Here is a 15,710-nt window from a genome sequence, read left to right as displayed (position 1 = left end):
TTTTTAATTCTCAAAACCTTCTTACTAATGTTAGAATTAGTAGAAAAGGAAGTGGTTTCATGTCATCTAAATCATCTGCATTACTCGGTTTAACGCTTACCGCAATCGGAACTTTTGCGCTGGGTTCATTAGTTACATATCAAATCAAGGAACACCGCAAAATAAGACCACAATCTGCCTTAGCTCGGGTACGACGTTCTTTTGAAGACGATGGCCCCATTGAGGGCGCTTGGATTGAATCAAAGCCGTCTCCTCTTAATCGCTATGGCCTTAAAGCTTCAGTTTATTATGGTGGAATCACCAAGTACGAAAACAATGAACTTATTCAGTACGAATTTATCGCAGATGCCTATACTGGTACCATTATCGATATTTATCGTCGATAATAGCAAACTAATAGAGAGTCTGAGGAAAAATCCTCAGACTCTTTTTATTTTTCACTTTAGAAATGTGCTTTTAATTTGTAAATTGGCTGGCCTTTAGCACTGAATTTATGTTCATATTCAGTTTCAACGTTATCTTCATTTTCTTCACTATTGTGTAAGTCTAACCAAACGCCTTCAAAAGTCATTCCATAGTTATTAAGGCTGTAAAGTGAATATTCGAATAATCCTTGATTATCCGTTTTAAATTCAACTTCCCCATTTTTAACTAAAATTTGTTCATAAACTTTCAAGAAAGTCTTAAAGGTTAACCGGCGTTTTTCATGACGTGTTTTAGGCCATGGGTCTGAAAAGTTAAGGAAAACTTTGGAAACCTCACCATCTTCAAAATAATCCGTAAGTTCAGCGCCATCAGCATATAAGAATTGCAAATTGGGAATTTCTTCCTCCAAAGCATTTTTTAAAGCAATGGCAATTACAGTCTTTTGAATTTCAATTCCAATAAAATTGTATTGAGGATATTTTTTGGCCATATTAATAATGAATTGACCCTTACCCGTTCCTACTTCAATAAAAATTGGTTGTTCTTTTTCAAACCGCTGGTTCCATTGACCCTTGAACGCTTGGCCCTTTTCAACAATCTTTTCTGGATGAGCCTCGATTAACTCCGGTGCCCATGGTTTATTTCTAACTCGCATAATTACCTCTTAAATTTAATTTAATTTTTTTATATAACGTGGTATGAACCACTTGAGTAAAATCACTGCAACAATCCCCTGTGTTACCACCGATGCAACTAAAAAGTTCCATGATAAGTTACTTATCAGTCCAATTAATGTTAAAAATATCGCGCTTATAAGTATGATTCTTTTCATAACAGATAACAAGTCTTTTTCTGCTGCATCTGGGCTAACAGGATAGATCTTAATAAATACATTTTCGTGAACGGGACGATAAATGTCTACCATTTGGATAACCATTAAATAGATTGTTAGTCCACCAACAATTACCTTTAACGGAATCTGCTGACTATAACCTTCAATAACCATCCCTAATAGTAATAGACGTAACATCAAACTCCCTTGATTACCGCTCCGAATCATTATTCTAGGATATAAATAAGTAAACAAGGTTGGTTTCCCAGATAAAATATGAACCAAGCCATCCGCATATTTTCGACGTTTAACTTCTGCACCAACCTGCTTGACGTTGGTAAACAAGCTGAAGAAATGATACAAGCGCTGCATTCGACTATTCTCTAAGTCAATTGCATAATTCCAGTTAAACCGCTTAGTTTTGAAAACCTGATTCAAAAGTACAACTCTAAAAATCAAATTAATCGCCATTAATATTAATCCACCCATCGGACTAAACCAAACACCTAGTCCTACAGCAATCAACATCACTACCAAATGAAACCACATTTGTGAAAGGCTGGTATCAAAGTATAGAGCTTGATATTTTCTCAAGACATTTGCCATACTTCCCAAGAAAATAGTAACCGTAATGGCTACCGCCGCTTCAACATGGTGATATTCCAATGCTAACAATGGAAATAAAATAATATTACCAATCAAAGTTGGCAATACCACTGAGATTAATGATCTTTTGACCGATTTCCCTAAATATTGATGAATATCTTTTTCTTTAGGAACCAAGAAAACTTTATCCGGCAGCTTTAGTAGGAGGACAGGGTTACCTAGTAAAGTTAGCAAAACGCCTCCAATTAAAACTAAAGGTTTGATATACCAGGTTCCTGGATGGATTTCTTTTAACCAATTCGAATATGCTAAACCAATTCCACCACCGAAAAATAGCAACGCTAAAATCAGATGATCATTCAATACATATTTTAAATATCGCATGACCATTTTTTGATATTGCTTAGTTCGACTGTTCCATAACTCATTCATCGCGCTCACCCTTAGCAATTGTTAAATAAATATCATTTAAACTAGAGTTCGGTAAATTAAATTGTTTCTGAAAGTCAGCTAACGTTCCAACCGCTTTTAATTCACCTTCATTTAAGAGAGCAAAGCGATCACAATACTTTTCAGCGGTGTCTAAGACATGCGTAGACATTAGAATGGAAGCTCCTTGTTGCTTTTTTTCATTAATCACCTTTAAAAGGTCATCAATTGCTAGCGGATCCAATCCTAGAAAAGGTTCATCGACTACAAATAATTCTGCGTCAGTAATAAAGGCACAAACAATCATCACCTTTTGACGCATCCCCTTTGAAAAATTAGCTGGGAACCAGTCTAGCTTATTCTCTAATCGAAAGGTTTTTAAAAGTTTATGAGCTTGCTGCCATGCCTTTTCTGAATTCATTTCGTAAGCCTTAATCGTTAGTTCAATATGTTCCTTCAACGTCAATTCATCATATAAAATAGGTAATTCCGGAATATACGCAAGCTTGGTTTTATATTGAGTAGGATTCTGTTCCAAATCAATTTCATCTAAAATAATTTTACCCTTCATAGGACGCATTAATCCAATGACATGATTGATTGTAGTTGATTTTCCTGCTCCATTTAGACCAATCAATCCTAGTAATTCACCATTTTTAACTTCAAAATTAATATCTTTTATGACTGGCGTTTGTGTGTAACCGCCCGTTAAGTGCTCAATTGATAGTGTCAAATTTAAATCCCCAATCGTCTAAAAAAGATTTTGAAAATCTCCATAAATTATAACATATCGGTCTTTAACCATATTGCTATGATGATACATTCCCTCCTTTTTCATGTATAATTAATTATAAATTGGAGGTAGAAATAATGGATGAAAATTGTGTATTTTGTAAAATAATTACTGGCGATATTCCTAGTTATACTGTATATGAAGATGACGTAGTTAAAGCATTTCTTGATATTTCTCAAGTAACACCTGGACATACTTTGGTGGTACCTAAAAAACATGTTCCCGATCTTTTTGCCTATGATTCCCAGCTGGCAGCAGACGTCTTCTCCAGAATTCCTAAGATTGCGACGGCCATCAAGGCTAGCAATCCTGACATTAAAGCCATGAATGTGATTAATAATAACGGCGAATTAGCCTATCAGAGTGTCTTCCACTCTCACTTCCATTTGATTCCACGTTATACCAAGGATGATGGTTTCAGCATGACCTTTACTGATAACACCGATAAATACAGTTCTGAGGAACTTCAAAAAATCCAAAAAAAGATTACTGATCGTTTAGGTGATTAATTATGGCAAAAAAAACTAAGAAGCATTCATGGTTAAAGTGGTCCATCGGAACTTGGGCTGGTTTTAAAGGTGTCGAATATCTTCTTAACCATCCCCATTTCATCCGTGATTTTAAAATATCGATGAAGGAATACTTTACCAATTTAAGTGAATTTGTTGACTCACTTCAAAGTTTAAAGGCTAACTCGGCTCAACTCCAAGTTGAATTAAAAAAAGCTGAGCGAACGGTCAACCAAATTACTAAATCGGTGGATCGCTTTGAATATAAACTCGACCCTCGCATTGAAAAAATTAATGAACTAAAAAAACACATAAATAGCGAAATTGATCATTTACAAGACCAAATCTTGGATAAAAAAAGAAAATGATTAAAACTTTTTCTAAAGATTAAAGTTGTTTTATTATCATCCATTTAGGTATGGTATGATAGGTTTTGTATTTAACAAATTAAATTGTTAGGATGTGTAGATTGTAATGAAAAAAGTTTTAATTGGTTTTGCCAGTATTGCAATGGCATTTACCTTAGCAGCATGTGGAAATAAGACGGTTGCTACAACATCGGGTGGTAAAATCACTCAAGACGAATACTACAGCAGCTTGAAGAACACTACTAGTGGTAAGCAAGTTCTTCAAGAAATGATCGTCAACAAAGTTTTAGAAAAACAATATGGTGATAAAGTTTCTAAAAAGACGGTTACTAAGCAATACAACTCATACAAGGATCAATATGGATCATCATTTAAGAGCATCCTTTCATCTAATGGTATGACAACTTCTTCTTTGAAGACTCAGATTCGTTCTAACCTGCTATTGAAAGAAGCCGTTAAAGCTAACGATAAGATTTCAAATGCAGACCTTAAGAAAGAATGGAAATCTTATGAACCAAAGGTTACAGTGGCTCAGATTTTAGTTTCTAAAAAATCAACTGCTGAAGATGTTATCAAGAAGCTTAACGATGGTGGAGATTTCACTAAACTTGCTAAGCAATATTCAACTGATTCTTCAACTAAGAATAAGGGTGGTAAAATTGCTGCCTTTGATGACACAAACTCAACACTGGACTCTTCTTTCAAAAAAGCTGCATTCAAGCTTGATGAAGGTAAATATACAACTACACCAGTTAAAACTGAATATGGTTACCAAGTGATTAAGATGATTAACAAACCATCTAAGGGTAAGATGTCTGACCATACTAAAGAACTTAAAGAACGTATCTGGAATGCAGATATGAGCGATAGCACAACCTTACGTAGTGTAATCACTAAAGTTCTTAAGAAGGGTAACGTAACTATTAAGGACAAAGACCTTAAGAATGTTCTTGACGATTACCTTGGTAGCTCTGCTAGCTCAAGTACTAAATAATGCTAAATAAAAAAGATGAACGATTTCTCGTTCATCTTTTTTATTTGCTTTCTGGTTTATAAAAATTACGTCCATCCATACCAAAAATTCGTTCACTGAAAGCTCCAGGTTGTGTATTTTTCAAAGCTCCAGATACCATTTGAATTTCAGCATCAAGTTCGTCCAATGCGTGTAAAATAACTGCTTCCAGCATGTGCGGTTCAACTGGTGAACCATATTCTTTCAAACCATGATGAGCAACAATCATATGTCTTAATACCACCATTGATTCAGAGCTCGGATCAATTTTTAAATCCTTAGCTGCTTCCACAATCTCCTCGTCGACAATGACAATGTGCCCTAACAAATTGCCTTCAACCGTATACTGAGTTGCAATGGGCCCTGATAATTCAATCGTTTTACCTAGATCATGTAGGATGGCTCCCGCAATTAATAAAGATTGATCTACTTGTTCATATTGAACAGCAACCGACTTAGCTAAATTAACAATTGAAAGTGTGTGGAAAGCCAAACCACCCTCAAAAGCATGATGGTTAGTTTTAGCTGCTGGAAAACTGAAAAATTCGCGGTCATACTTCTTCAATAAATATCTAACCACTCGATTCCAATCTGGATTGTTGATTTCAAACATCAATTGTGTAAATTCTTCTCGCAATTTTTCAGCTGAAACCGGTCCTTTTTCAGTATAAGCAGTAGGATTGTTTGGTTCCTCATCGGTAGCTAAACGCATCGCCATAATCTTTACTTGTGGAGCATTCTTATAAGTTTCTCTTTTTCCTCTTAGAAGAACTACTCGCCCAGGTTGGAAATTTTTAAAATCTTCTTCCTTAGCATCCCAGTAGTTTCCGTGAATGTCTCCAGATCGATCTTGAAACTTCATCGAAATAAAATCTTTTCCAGCTTTGGTCACCCGCTTTTCCGCAGATTTGATTAAGACAAATAATTCCATTTCTTCATCATTTTGAAATTCGGTTATTTTTTTCGTCAAAATATCTCCCCCTTTTATTTTTCATTTAAATTAATAATTTTTTGGTCATCAATTAAGTCGTAAACTTCTTTCTTGGCAGAAAAATAAATAACTTGAGTTTGTTCTGCAATTTTTTTTAATAAACTAAAGGCTTGTCGTAAACGAACATCATCGAACGCTACAAAAGCATCGTCAATGATAATTGGTAATCTTACCGTATCCGCAAAAGCTTGCATAAAGGCAAACCGAATTGAAATATAAAGTTGTTCCATTGTACCTTTCGACAGCTCACCAATTTCAAATACGTTTCCAGCTTCATCCGTTACATTAATCATATCATCTTTATCAAATTCGATTTTTTGGTAGCGTTGATTAGTTATCTGTCTAAAGTACTCATTTGCCTTATCAAGGATCACCGGTAAACGTCCCTTAGTTGCCACCCCTAGTGTTTGATCGACCCATTCAGCACCTAGCTGTAAAGTTAACCATTCTGAAACCAAATCTTTAATTTCAGTTTCTTGTTCTGATAGTAACTGTTGTTCAGCTAGGATGTCTACCCTACTCTTAAGGCCCGTAAGTTCACCTAGTTGATTAGCACGTTGGTCTAAAATATCTTGCTCAGCTTGTTTAAACTCGGCTAGCTTTTGTTCCTGTTCGTTTTGAAGTTGCTGCAATTTTGTTAAATCTGCATATTGTTGTAGTTGGTCAAAAAACTTAACTTGGTTAGATTCTAATAAAGTATTTAATCTTAAATTTAAATGTTGGGCTGATCTAACTTGCTTAAGCCAATCATCAAAATCAGCATTAATTTCCGGTCCATTAAGCTGTTTAAATTGAATTTGCAATTTATCTAGCTCAGCGCGCCGTTCTGCCACACTCTTATTAAGTAATTGACGCTGTTGGCTGATACTTTGTTGCTTTCGATCTTGCTCAACCATTCCATTTACTTGCTCGAACAAAGTTTGTAGAGTTTCTTTTCGATGTTCATCCACTGGGAGAATTCCATCACTGAATTTCCAAAAGGTGTCAAGCTGTTCTTCGACTTGCGTTAAGTGTCCCTTTAATTCGCTCATTTCATTAACCAAATGCTGGTAATTCAACAAGTTAGATTGTAATGCTACCCAATCTTCCACTGGAAATGCGTTGAAGCTTGTTTTATCACCAATTTGCTTGATTGCGGTTTTAATTTGTTCAGCTTCGGTTTCATCCCGCTTCAAAACATCTTCTAAACTCTCTTCATCAGGCTTAACATTGTCAGCTGATTTAGCATGGGTTAAACCATATCCACCACCAATAATTATTGCTAGCAAAATTAACTTAAATAACCAGTTTAATGGGATTAAAAAATCAATTACGACCAGTACCGCGGCTGCGCCAATTACTACATTGGAATTAGAATTCGTATGCGTTGAACGACTTCCCGTAGTTTCTAACATTTGTGTTTTAAGTTGATTAATATCCGCATTCTTACGTTTCTGCTTTAACAATAAGTCCTTTAATTTAACAAATTGACCTTCTGGCATGGGTTTAAGATTACCAAGGTCAACTTGATACTGCGCTTGAATTTCTTCAAGTTGTTGGTTCAATCGATTGAATCTATGTTTCAAGTCCTCTAACTGACCATAATTCAATTTTACTTCTGGTAGCTTACTTTGTAGTTCGTCTAATTTAGTTATATCAATTACATTGTTTTTCTCATTTGGTAAATCCTCTAGCTGACTTTGTAAATTACGAAGTTCATTCTGATTTTCACGTATCTGGTTGGCTAAAACTTCCAACTGATTCAAATCTAAATTCAAGTATGCTTCGGGGATATCTTGCAGCTTTTGCTTTAAATCCAATGTTTCTGAATATGTAGGCCACGTATTAATCAAATTATTGGTTTCAGTAATTTTAGTATTTAATTTTGCAATCTCCGACCGAACTTGCTGCAACTTTTGTTGACTGGCTTCTTCTAAGTCTTTCGTTACCTGATAATCTGGTAGTTTGGCCTTATCAGCTTGAAGCTGATCAACAGCTTCTTTATATTGCTTGATTTTAAGATCTAGGTCTCGTTTTCGAGAACTGGCAGTATGAAGCTTATCCGCTTCCTTTTTTAAGTCGTTTTCGAGCTTAATCCACTCATCACTTCCGACTGCGCCCATTCGCAGAATATGTCTTCGTAAATCATCCCGGTTGCCTAAATCATTGAAGTCGTCCAAATCACTCTGGTTAAATCCCAGCAACCGTTCGTAAGCATTTTGGTCAATGGGGCCAAGCATCTCTGTTAAAAATTCTGGATTCATTTCGAGTCCATCATCCATATTTTTAACATTTACTTTCCCACCATTTTTACCTTTAATTCGCTCAATTTGGTAAGTTTTTCCTTGATATTCTACTACCAAATTGCCTCCGTACCCTGCTGCACCTTGTGCTTTTTTAGGTACATATTGTAAATACTTATGATTACCACGTCCACCAGCAAAACCAAATAGAATACTATAGATAAATTGTCTTAGCGTTGATTTACCAGCTTCATTCAAACCATAAAAAACTTGCAAATCTTGTTTCAAATCGAAAATAACGTTATTCCATTTTCCAAATCCATAAATCTCAATCTTATTAATTTTCATCGCGTTCGTCTCCAAGAGCATTCCGTTGTTTCAACATTAGTTCAACTTGGTCTTTCAACGGGTTAAGTTCTAAATCATTTCCATAGGTTTCTGCTATAAAATCAAGTTCCATTAACCTGCCGAGCTTTTCTTGAACTTTTTTTTCGTTAAAAACATTGGCGGTCGCTTTTTCCCAGTATGCTTGGTCTAATTCTGAAAAAATCCGAATATTATTATTAACCTTCAAAGAAATTCGATAAACCCAAAATACCTCTTGGTCTAACTGTTTTTGAATTTGAGTTAAAACAATTCCGCTGGTAAGTTCATCTAAAATTTCTGGTGTTAAAACATTACTATTCTGTAGGTTAATATTAACTAATTTAAGTTGTTGCGCTGCTAAAGGTTCGACCGCTTGAATGATCGCTGAAATAATTTGTTGTAAATCCATCCCTTTTTGCGCTTGAACTGCTACATTAGTCCATTCTACAACATCGGTTCTTAAGAATTGGACGTCAGTTTGCTTTTGTTGGTTAATGGTAACTAGACTTATCCCACGGGGTCCAGGTTCATTAATATGACGTCCCTGAGTATTTCCCGCATAGGCAATGACCGGCATATCATTTAAAGTTTGTCGCTTATGAATATGCCCTAATGCCCAATAGTCATAGTTTTTAGCTAACAATTGTGAAATTGTAAAAGGTGCGTAGTGGGCTTCGCTCGATTTTAGACCGTCCATACTTCCATGCAACATTCCAATTTGGAAATCAGCTTGGTTATTTTTGCTAGGATATTCCTCAATCCGAGCATTAATTTCTGCGCGTTTATTATAACTAAAGCCTGTTATATCCACCGTTGATCCATCTACCAACGTTATTTGTTTGGTTTCAACTTTTTCTCCAAAAATACTTACGTTATCCGGAAAAATTACTCCAGGTATTTTAGCATTAAGATAATCATGATTCCCATAACTTAGAAATACTGGGATATTTGCAGCATTTAAAATTTCTAGTTGATCGATGGCAAGGTTTAAAGTTTCCAAATCCGGTTCCGGATTATCAAATAAATCCCCCGCAATGCAGACAAAGTCCACTGTATTTTCAATGGCTGCCTGAACCAAGTTTTTCATGGCCACTCCGGTCGAACTAACCACGCGTTTACGGATGTTAGCCGGAATATTTTTTAATCCTTGAAACGGACTCCCTAAATGGATATCAGCCGCATGAATAAATTTCATATTTTTCCTCTACTTTCCCAGAAACTAAAAAATGGGACTGCGACATTTTTTGTCTTACAGTCCCAATTTTTTATAGCACAGCGTCATAACAAAAAGATTGTCACGTGCAATTAATTAGTTTTTGTATAATTCTTGGATTGGTTTAACGATGATTTGACTAACATCGCTAAATAATTGGTTCATATTACGTTCTTTATCCATTAAATCCTTAATCAAATCTACTTTTTCAATTTGATCTGCAATTTCATGAACATTTTTGATTTCTTCTTCGGTTAGTTCTTCACCGTTCATTTGTTTTTGTTGAAGATTACTCTGAACATCCTGAAATTTGCTATACAACGCACTAGCATGTTCATCTTTTCGTACTTCAGCAAAAGCTTCTTGCAAGCTCTTATACTCACTTGTTTGGCGAATTTCTTGTTCCATTTGGTTTGCAGTATCATAAATGTTTACAGCCATAGTACGCCTCCTCTGAAATTAACATCTTAATTATATCATTTAGGCCTTGTTTTTAATATAAAAATCAATTCCCGGTAATGAACTTTTTAGCTTCGTTGAAGAATTCTCCCGCTTTCTCTTTGACCCCACTAGCTCCTCGAGAAATACTATCTGTGATGGAAGAAGTTCCGTCTTCAATATTGTCCCAAACGTTTGATGTAACATTGTTTCCACTATTAGCTAGAGTAGAAGCTGATTTAACGTCAAATGAAGTACCTTTCGTATTTGGTAAAATGGCACTCATTTCACTCTTGAACATACTATTCATGCCGACTCCCGTAATATTTTCCAGATGATGGGTCTTGTTTGTGTCATCAAACCCTTCCCAAGTAGCAACTACAACATCCTTTGTATATCCTACCATCCATTTGTCACGGGTTGCATCTGATGAACTAGTTCCTGTATCTGCTTCAGTACTACCTGTTTTACCAGCAATTGTATAACCAGAAGGTTCTGCCCCATAACCTGTGCCAGAACTGTCACCATAAACACCTAACATCATACTGGTCATTTCTTTAGCGACCTTTTTTGAAATAACTCGTTTGGATTCCGTGGTGTTATTTACGATCGTATTTCCAGAAGCATCTACAATTTTGCGAATAAATCCAGTCTTCGACAACGTTCCATTATTAGCAAATGCAGTATAAGCAGAAGCTAGTTGAATTGGCGATACACCATTCGTCAATCCACCAAGAGCCATCGCTAGGTTCTTATCATCTTTGCTTGGGTTTAAGCCGAATTTCTTGGTGTAATCGTAACCCTTATCTACACCAATTTTATTTAATAACCATACCGCAGGCGCATTTTTACTTTGTTCAAGTGCTTGGTACATCGCAATCTTTCCTGCATATTCGTTATTGTAATTTTCAGGTTTATATTTATTAGTTCCATATGTTTGAAGTTTATCTTCTAACATAGAACTATAACTATATCCACTCGCTAAAGCTGGGGCGTAAACTGCAATAGGTTTTAAGGTTGAGCCAGGTTGGCGTTTAATCTGGGTAGCTCGGTTATAGCCTCTAAAGACATGATTACCACGACCACCAACTACCGCTTCTACACCACCATTTTTGGCATTTACTGCAACAGATGCAGCCTGTACTTTAGTACCATCTGTAGCATCAACCGGAAAATTAGCGGAGTTGTCAAAAGTATCTTGCATACCTTGCTGACTATCCTGATCCAGATACGTATAAATTTTATACCCGCGATTCATAATATCCGACTCCGTCAATCCATACTTGCTAATGGCTTCATCGATTACTGCATCAAAGTAGTATGGATACTTATAACCGTCCTCACTATTGTAATTATCACTGGTTGAGATAGCTGTTTGAGCATAGGATTTGGCGTCGGCCTTGGATATCTTACCGGTTTCCGCCATCAAACTTAAAACTACATTACGGCGTGAAAAGGCATTTTTTGGATGATCGATCGGATTATAGCCACTCGGATTAGTCAGCATCCCTGCCAAGGTTGCCGCTTGGGGAACCGATAGTTCCGAAGCACTGACCCCGAAATACCTCTCAGCAGCATCCTGTACTCCCCAAACCCCATTTCCAAAATAGGCGTTATTCAAGTACATTGCTAAGATATCTTTTTTTGAATAAACATTTTCAACTTCAATTGATAAAAATAACTCTTTAGCCTTTCTAGTAAAGGTCTGTTGCTGTGATAGAAAGGCATTTTTTACTAATTGTTGGGTTAAAGTACTTCCCCCACCAGATATATAATCTCGACCAAGTAATTTATTGACCCCGTACATCACAAACGCTCTACCGATTCCCTTAATTGAAAAACCATATTCCTTATAAAAGTTTCGGTCTTCCGTCGCAATTACGGCATTTTGAACGTTAGGTGAGATATTATCTAGATTTGTCCAGGTTCCTTTTTGAGAATATAAACTTCCAGCTTTAGCATTATTTTTATCATAAACTAAAGTAGGCTGGGATAAAGCTGCTTTTAAATTTTTTACATTAGCAGTCTTCGCTTGATAAGTTAAAATCGCACTTGAGAAAAATACAACTGCTAAAACTACTACAATAATCCATCGCGTAAGCTGATATCTGTGCCAGTACTTATGGATGAACGGGTGAATTTTATCCCACACGGGTTTTAAAAATGCACCAATCTTTTGTAAGAATGCTTTAATCGCACTCCCTATTTTTTTCATATTCATACATTTACCTCGTTGCTGATTACGATACTTTAATAGTTTATCATATCAATGTTATTCTACCGAGGTTGATTGCCCTTTTTAACTTCGTCTTAATAACCTATTTTATTCTAAAAATGATTTTAACTTCTGATGCAAAGCTTCGGCCGCTTCAGCATCTGCGCTAAATATCACCAGTGTATCATACCCGGCTAATGTTCCCTTAACTCCATCAATTTCTGCGTCATCGATTACCGCTGCTACCCGACTACCGTCATTTGGATCAGTTTGGATAATATTAATAAATTGTACTTGTGTAATACCATTTACACTTTCCTTAAAAATATCGCGAACGGGTCCACTATTATATTCAACTTGTTCTTCTGCATTTAAAACTCGATAAGCGACCTCACCTGTAATATCTGTTTTTTTAACTAGATGTAACTCTTTAATATCTCTAGATAACGTTGCTTGCGTGGTTTTAATACCAATTTCTGCTAGTGCATCAATTAATTCTAGTTGAGTTGCAATATTTTTTTTAGAAATTAAATTTAATATTTTTTTCTGACGTAATTCTTTTTTCATATCTTCACGCTCCGCTCAATATTTATATAAACGAAATTATTTTATTATTATACAGCACTTTCTTTTCTTCTTTCATTGCTTTAATTACCGATCCGGCAGTTTCACTCGTAGTGGCACTCAAAACCGCCAAATCTTTCAAAAATATTTTAAAAGGTACCTTCTTAACAGTACCATGCGTCTGCGCATAGTCTTCATTTAAATAATCTAATACCTGACGCACCCGTTGAGCTGCGCTAGAACACGTTGTTTTTTCTAATAGTTTTTCTGAACGGTGAAGGCGGTGCTCCATCCGTCTCATAAATGCCATCGTAAAAGCGTAATGATGAACAATAATTTTACGCATCTCTTTGATGGGTAAAATGTAAACTTCTGAGGTACACATTGCAACTGCATTATAGCAATATTTTCGGCCTTGCAAGATCCCTCGCAGTGGAAAAACCATCTGCGGAACGATATATGAGACAGAAGTCATGTCCCCTTCTAGATTCATCGAAAACAATTTAACGTGTCCCTCCTTCATCAAAAATACATATTCAAATTCATCCTCCTGATCAAAAATCCACTGTCCTTGGCGAATTTTTTTCTTTCTGATCACCTGACTCAATCGTGTAATTTCCGAACTAGGTAAGTTAGCAAAATCTGATTGTCCTTCTAAGAAACTCTTAACCTCTAACTCCAACTGATTATTTACCATGTTTAAATTCCTCCAAATAAGTTTGATTTTGATGATGTAAACAGTCTAACGGAATCAAAAACAGAATTTAATATGTAATTTTTAGTCCAAATCGTGTAGTTTAGGTCCAAAAAGGTGTAGTTCATTTGTAAAGCGCTATCTTGATTAAAATTATGAGTATTTTATGAGAAAATAAAAAACCGGTCCAAAAAACATCATTTTGAACGCGGTCCTCATTTATAAATTACGAAATATTCACTTTTTTATTTTAAAATTAGTTCAGTTATTACATTTCGTCAGGAGCTTTTACTCCTAATAGGCGTAAGGATTCTTCTAGTACAATACTTACACTCTTAACCAATGCTAAACGAGCTGTTTTTTCTTCATCGTCAGCCAAAATTTTAGAGTTAGCATAATATTTGTTGAAGGCCTTTGCTAAACCTAGGGCATACTTAGCGATTACCGAAGGTTCATATTGAGCAGCTGCTCGCTTCACAATATTAGGGAAATCTTGAAGAGCTTTCAAAGTATCCCAAGCTTTAGGATCCGTAATATTTAATTGAGCGAATTCTTCGACATCGCCAGCTTTTCTCAAAATACTTTCAGCACGAGCTCGACTATATTGAACGTAAGGTCCTGTTTCCCCTTCAAAACGAACAACATCTTCTAGATTGAAATCAAATGAATTAGTTCTTTCATTCTTAAGATCATGGAAGATTACCGCACCGACCCCGACTTCTTTAGCTACAGTATCTGCATTGGCTAAATCCGGGTTCTTATCGTTAATTTGTTTTTTAGCCAAACTAACCGCATCATTTAAAACTTCATCCAGCAATACAACTCGACCTGAACGAGTTGAAAGTTTTTTACCATTCAAGGTAATTAAACCAAATGGAATATGATGTACATCATCCGACCAATCGAAGCCCATTTCCTTTAAAACAGCCTTTAGTTGCTTGAAATGGTTAGTTTGTTCAGCACCAACAACATACAATGATTGGTTAAAATCATAAGTCCGGTAACGATACAAAGCAGCAGCTAAATCACGAGTAATGTAAAGGGTTGCTCCATCCGTCTTCTTAATTAATGCTGGATTTAAATTGTACTTCTCTAAGTCAACTACTTGAGCTCCTTGGCTTTCTTTAAGCAGACCCTTGTCTTCAAGAATTTGGACAATTTCATCCATCTTATCGTTGTAGAAAGCTTCACCCTTATATGAATCAAATGTAATTCCTAGTTTGTCATAAATTTGCTTAAACGATTTTAGCGATTCTTCACGGAACCATTGCCAAAGGTTCATGGCTTCTTCATCACCATCTTCAAGCTTCTTAAACCAGTCTCGAGCAATGTCGTCTAGTTCTGGTTTTTCTTGGTCTTCTTTATGGAAACGAACATAGTATTCAAGTAACTTGTTAATTGGATCTGCTTTAACTTCCTCTTCGCTACCCCAAAGCTTGTAAGCTGTGATCAACTTACCAAATTGAGTTCCCCAGTCTCCAAGATGGTTAATCTTAATTGGATTGTACCCATTTTTACTCATAATTAATGACAATGAGTTACCAATTACTGTTGACCGTAAATGTCCCATTGAGATTGGTTTAGCAATGTTAGGAGATGACATATCAATTGGAACATTTCCTTGATTACCATCGTCATTTTGACCATATTCAGCTTTTTGACTTAAAACTGTACCTAAAACTTCTGCTCCAAAAGCAGTCTTGTCAAGGAAGAAATTAATATATGGTCCAGCAACTTCAACCTTTTCAAATTGATCTTGGTCAATCTTTTCAACCAATTCACTCGCAATCATTTGTGGTGCTTTGCGCAATACCTTAGCTAAGGTAAAGGTTGGAAAGGCGTAATCACCCATCTTACTTTCCTTAGGAATTTCAATTTTTTCGTAAATTTCTGTATCAGTAAGATACTCGTTTAGTGCAGGTGCTAAAGCAGCAGCAACTTTCTTCTTATAATCCATTTTTTCCTCCATTCTGCGAAATAAAAAACGCCCCTTACATTCGTAAAAATGTAAGAGACGAGATTTCCCGCGGTA

15 protein-coding genes are annotated in these 15,710 nt (G+C 35.9%); 4 read left to right on the top strand and 11 right to left on the bottom strand.

All coding sequences use genetic code 11. The annotated features are described in order from the left end of the window. Positions 1 to 59: 59 nt before the first annotated feature. The gene (locus tag IV86_RS02005; protein ID WP_002833783.1) at positions 60 to 386 is read left to right on the top strand and encodes a PepSY domain-containing protein; all 327 of its coding nucleotides are present in this window, start codon (positions 60 to 62) and stop codon (positions 384 to 386) included. 56 nt (positions 387 to 442) lie between these two features. On the opposite strand, the gene trmB is transcribed toward IV86_RS02005, so the two are convergent. From trmB to IV86_RS01990, 3 genes are read right to left on the bottom strand one after another with little or no spacing between them, the layout of a single operon-like run. Continuing rightward, positions 443 to 1,081 (bottom strand): tRNA (guanosine(46)-N7)-methyltransferase TrmB, encoded by a 639-nt coding sequence (gene trmB / locus IV86_RS02000; protein ID WP_011673202.1) that lies wholly within the window; start codon positions 1,079 to 1,081, stop codon positions 443 to 445. Positions 1,082 to 1,096: 15 nt separating this feature from the next. Then, positions 1,097 to 2,296 (bottom strand): ABC transporter permease, encoded by a 1,200-nt coding sequence (locus IV86_RS01995; protein WP_056979321.1) that lies wholly within the window; start codon positions 2,294 to 2,296, stop codon positions 1,097 to 1,099. Continuing rightward, positions 2,289 to 3,026, bottom strand: coding sequence for an ABC transporter ATP-binding protein (locus IV86_RS01990; RefSeq protein WP_002833779.1), 738 nt, complete (start codon positions 3,024 to 3,026; stop codon positions 2,289 to 2,291). The genes IV86_RS01995 and IV86_RS01990 overlap by 8 nt, the downstream gene beginning before the upstream one ends. Before the next feature lie 137 nt (positions 3,027 to 3,163). Between IV86_RS01990 and IV86_RS01985 the strand changes: the two genes are divergently transcribed. The 3 genes from IV86_RS01985 to IV86_RS01975 all read left to right on the top strand — a co-directional run bounded on the left by IV86_RS01985 (position 3,164) and on the right by IV86_RS01975 (position 4,957). Next, the gene (locus tag IV86_RS01985; protein WP_002833778.1) at positions 3,164 to 3,595 is read left to right on the top strand and encodes an HIT family protein; all 432 of its coding nucleotides are present in this window, start codon (positions 3,164 to 3,166) and stop codon (positions 3,593 to 3,595) included. A 2-nt stretch (positions 3,596 to 3,597) separates the two neighbouring features. Next, positions 3,598 to 3,963: a hypothetical protein gene (locus tag IV86_RS01980; RefSeq protein WP_002833777.1), complete on the top strand. Its 366-nt coding sequence runs from the start codon at positions 3,598 to 3,600 to the stop codon at positions 3,961 to 3,963. 106 nt (positions 3,964 to 4,069) lie between these two features. Then, positions 4,070 to 4,957: a peptidylprolyl isomerase PrsA gene (locus tag IV86_RS01975; protein ID WP_002833776.1), complete on the top strand. Its 888-nt coding sequence runs from the start codon at positions 4,070 to 4,072 to the stop codon at positions 4,955 to 4,957. A gap of 40 nt (positions 4,958 to 4,997) precedes the next feature. Here IV86_RS01975 and IV86_RS01970 read toward each other — a convergent pair whose 3' ends face one another. The 8 genes from IV86_RS01970 to argS all read right to left on the bottom strand — a co-directional run bounded on the left by IV86_RS01970 (position 4,998) and on the right by argS (position 15,635). Next, positions 4,998 to 5,945, bottom strand: a complete 948-nt coding sequence (locus tag IV86_RS01970; RefSeq protein ID WP_002833775.1) for a 3'-5' exoribonuclease YhaM family protein — start codon at positions 5,943 to 5,945, stop codon at positions 4,998 to 5,000. A gap of 14 nt (positions 5,946 to 5,959) precedes the next feature. Then, positions 5,960 to 8,536: an ATP-binding protein gene (locus IV86_RS01965; RefSeq protein ID WP_055126179.1), complete on the bottom strand. Its 2,577-nt coding sequence runs from the start codon at positions 8,534 to 8,536 to the stop codon at positions 5,960 to 5,962. Continuing rightward, complete coding sequence (locus tag IV86_RS01960; RefSeq protein WP_002833773.1) at positions 8,526 to 9,749, bottom strand: metallophosphoesterase family protein; 1,224 nt, start codon at positions 9,747 to 9,749, stop codon at positions 8,526 to 8,528. Before IV86_RS01960 ends, IV86_RS01965 begins: the two co-directional genes overlap by 11 nt. Before the next feature lie 114 nt (positions 9,750 to 9,863). Continuing rightward, a complete protein-coding gene (locus tag IV86_RS01955; RefSeq protein ID WP_002833772.1) occupies positions 9,864 to 10,208 on the bottom strand; it encodes a YlbF/YmcA family competence regulator in 345 nt (114 codons plus the stop codon). Between the two features lie 64 nt (positions 10,209 to 10,272). Further along, a complete protein-coding gene (locus IV86_RS01950) occupies positions 10,273 to 12,420 on the bottom strand; it encodes a PBP1A family penicillin-binding protein (protein WP_002833771.1) in 2,148 nt (715 codons plus the stop codon). A gap of 108 nt (positions 12,421 to 12,528) precedes the next feature. Then, positions 12,529 to 12,987: an arginine repressor gene (locus tag IV86_RS01945; RefSeq protein ID WP_002833770.1), complete on the bottom strand. Its 459-nt coding sequence runs from the start codon at positions 12,985 to 12,987 to the stop codon at positions 12,529 to 12,531. A gap of 22 nt (positions 12,988 to 13,009) precedes the next feature. After that, positions 13,010 to 13,681 (bottom strand): Crp/Fnr family transcriptional regulator, encoded by a 672-nt coding sequence (locus IV86_RS01940; RefSeq protein WP_011673195.1) that lies wholly within the window; start codon positions 13,679 to 13,681, stop codon positions 13,010 to 13,012. Between the two features lie 265 nt (positions 13,682 to 13,946). Continuing rightward, positions 13,947 to 15,635 carry an arginine--tRNA ligase gene (argS, locus tag IV86_RS01935; protein WP_011673194.1) on the bottom strand — a complete coding sequence of 563 codons (1,689 nt, stop codon included), beginning with the start codon at positions 15,633 to 15,635 and terminating at the stop codon, positions 13,947 to 13,949. Positions 15,636 to 15,710: the final 75 nt, after the last annotated feature.

This window comes from Pediococcus pentosaceus (genome assembly GCF_001437285.1).
Taxonomy (GTDB): domain Bacteria; phylum Bacillota; class Bacilli; order Lactobacillales; family Lactobacillaceae; genus Pediococcus; species Pediococcus pentosaceus.
This window is presented reverse-complemented; position numbering and strand designations above follow the sequence as displayed.

Coding starts and splice junctions, on each gene's coding strand:
- IV86_RS02005 (WP_002833783.1), top strand. CDS start 60: ATGTCATCTAAATCATCTGCATTACTCGGTTTAACGCTTACCGCAATC.
- trmB (WP_011673202.1), bottom strand. CDS start 1,081: ATGCGAGTTAGAAATAAACCATGGGCACCGGAGTTAATCGAGGCTCAT.
- IV86_RS01995 (WP_056979321.1), bottom strand. CDS start 2,296: ATGAATGAGTTATGGAACAGTCGAACTAAGCAATATCAAAAAATGGTC.
- IV86_RS01985 (WP_002833778.1), top strand. CDS start 3,164: ATGGATGAAAATTGTGTATTTTGTAAAATAATTACTGGCGATATTCCT.
- IV86_RS01980 (WP_002833777.1), top strand. CDS start 3,598: ATGGCAAAAAAAACTAAGAAGCATTCATGGTTAAAGTGGTCCATCGGA.
- IV86_RS01975 (WP_002833776.1), top strand. CDS start 4,070: ATGAAAAAAGTTTTAATTGGTTTTGCCAGTATTGCAATGGCATTTACC.
- IV86_RS01965 (WP_055126179.1), bottom strand. CDS start 8,536: ATGAAAATTAATAAGATTGAGATTTATGGATTTGGAAAATGGAATAAC.
- IV86_RS01960 (WP_002833773.1), bottom strand. CDS start 9,749: ATGAAATTTATTCATGCGGCTGATATCCATTTAGGGAGTCCGTTTCAA.
- IV86_RS01955 (WP_002833772.1), bottom strand. CDS start 10,208: ATGGCTGTAAACATTTATGATACTGCAAACCAAATGGAACAAGAAATT.
- IV86_RS01950 (WP_002833771.1), bottom strand. CDS start 12,420: ATGAAAAAAATAGGGAGTGCGATTAAAGCATTCTTACAAAAGATTGGT.
- IV86_RS01945 (WP_002833770.1), bottom strand. CDS start 12,987: ATGAAAAAAGAATTACGTCAGAAAAAAATATTAAATTTAATTTCTAAA.
- IV86_RS01940 (WP_011673195.1), bottom strand. CDS start 13,681: ATGGTAAATAATCAGTTGGAGTTAGAGGTTAAGAGTTTCTTAGAAGGA.
- argS (WP_011673194.1), bottom strand. CDS start 15,635: ATGGATTATAAGAAGAAAGTTGCTGCTGCTTTAGCACCTGCACTAAAC.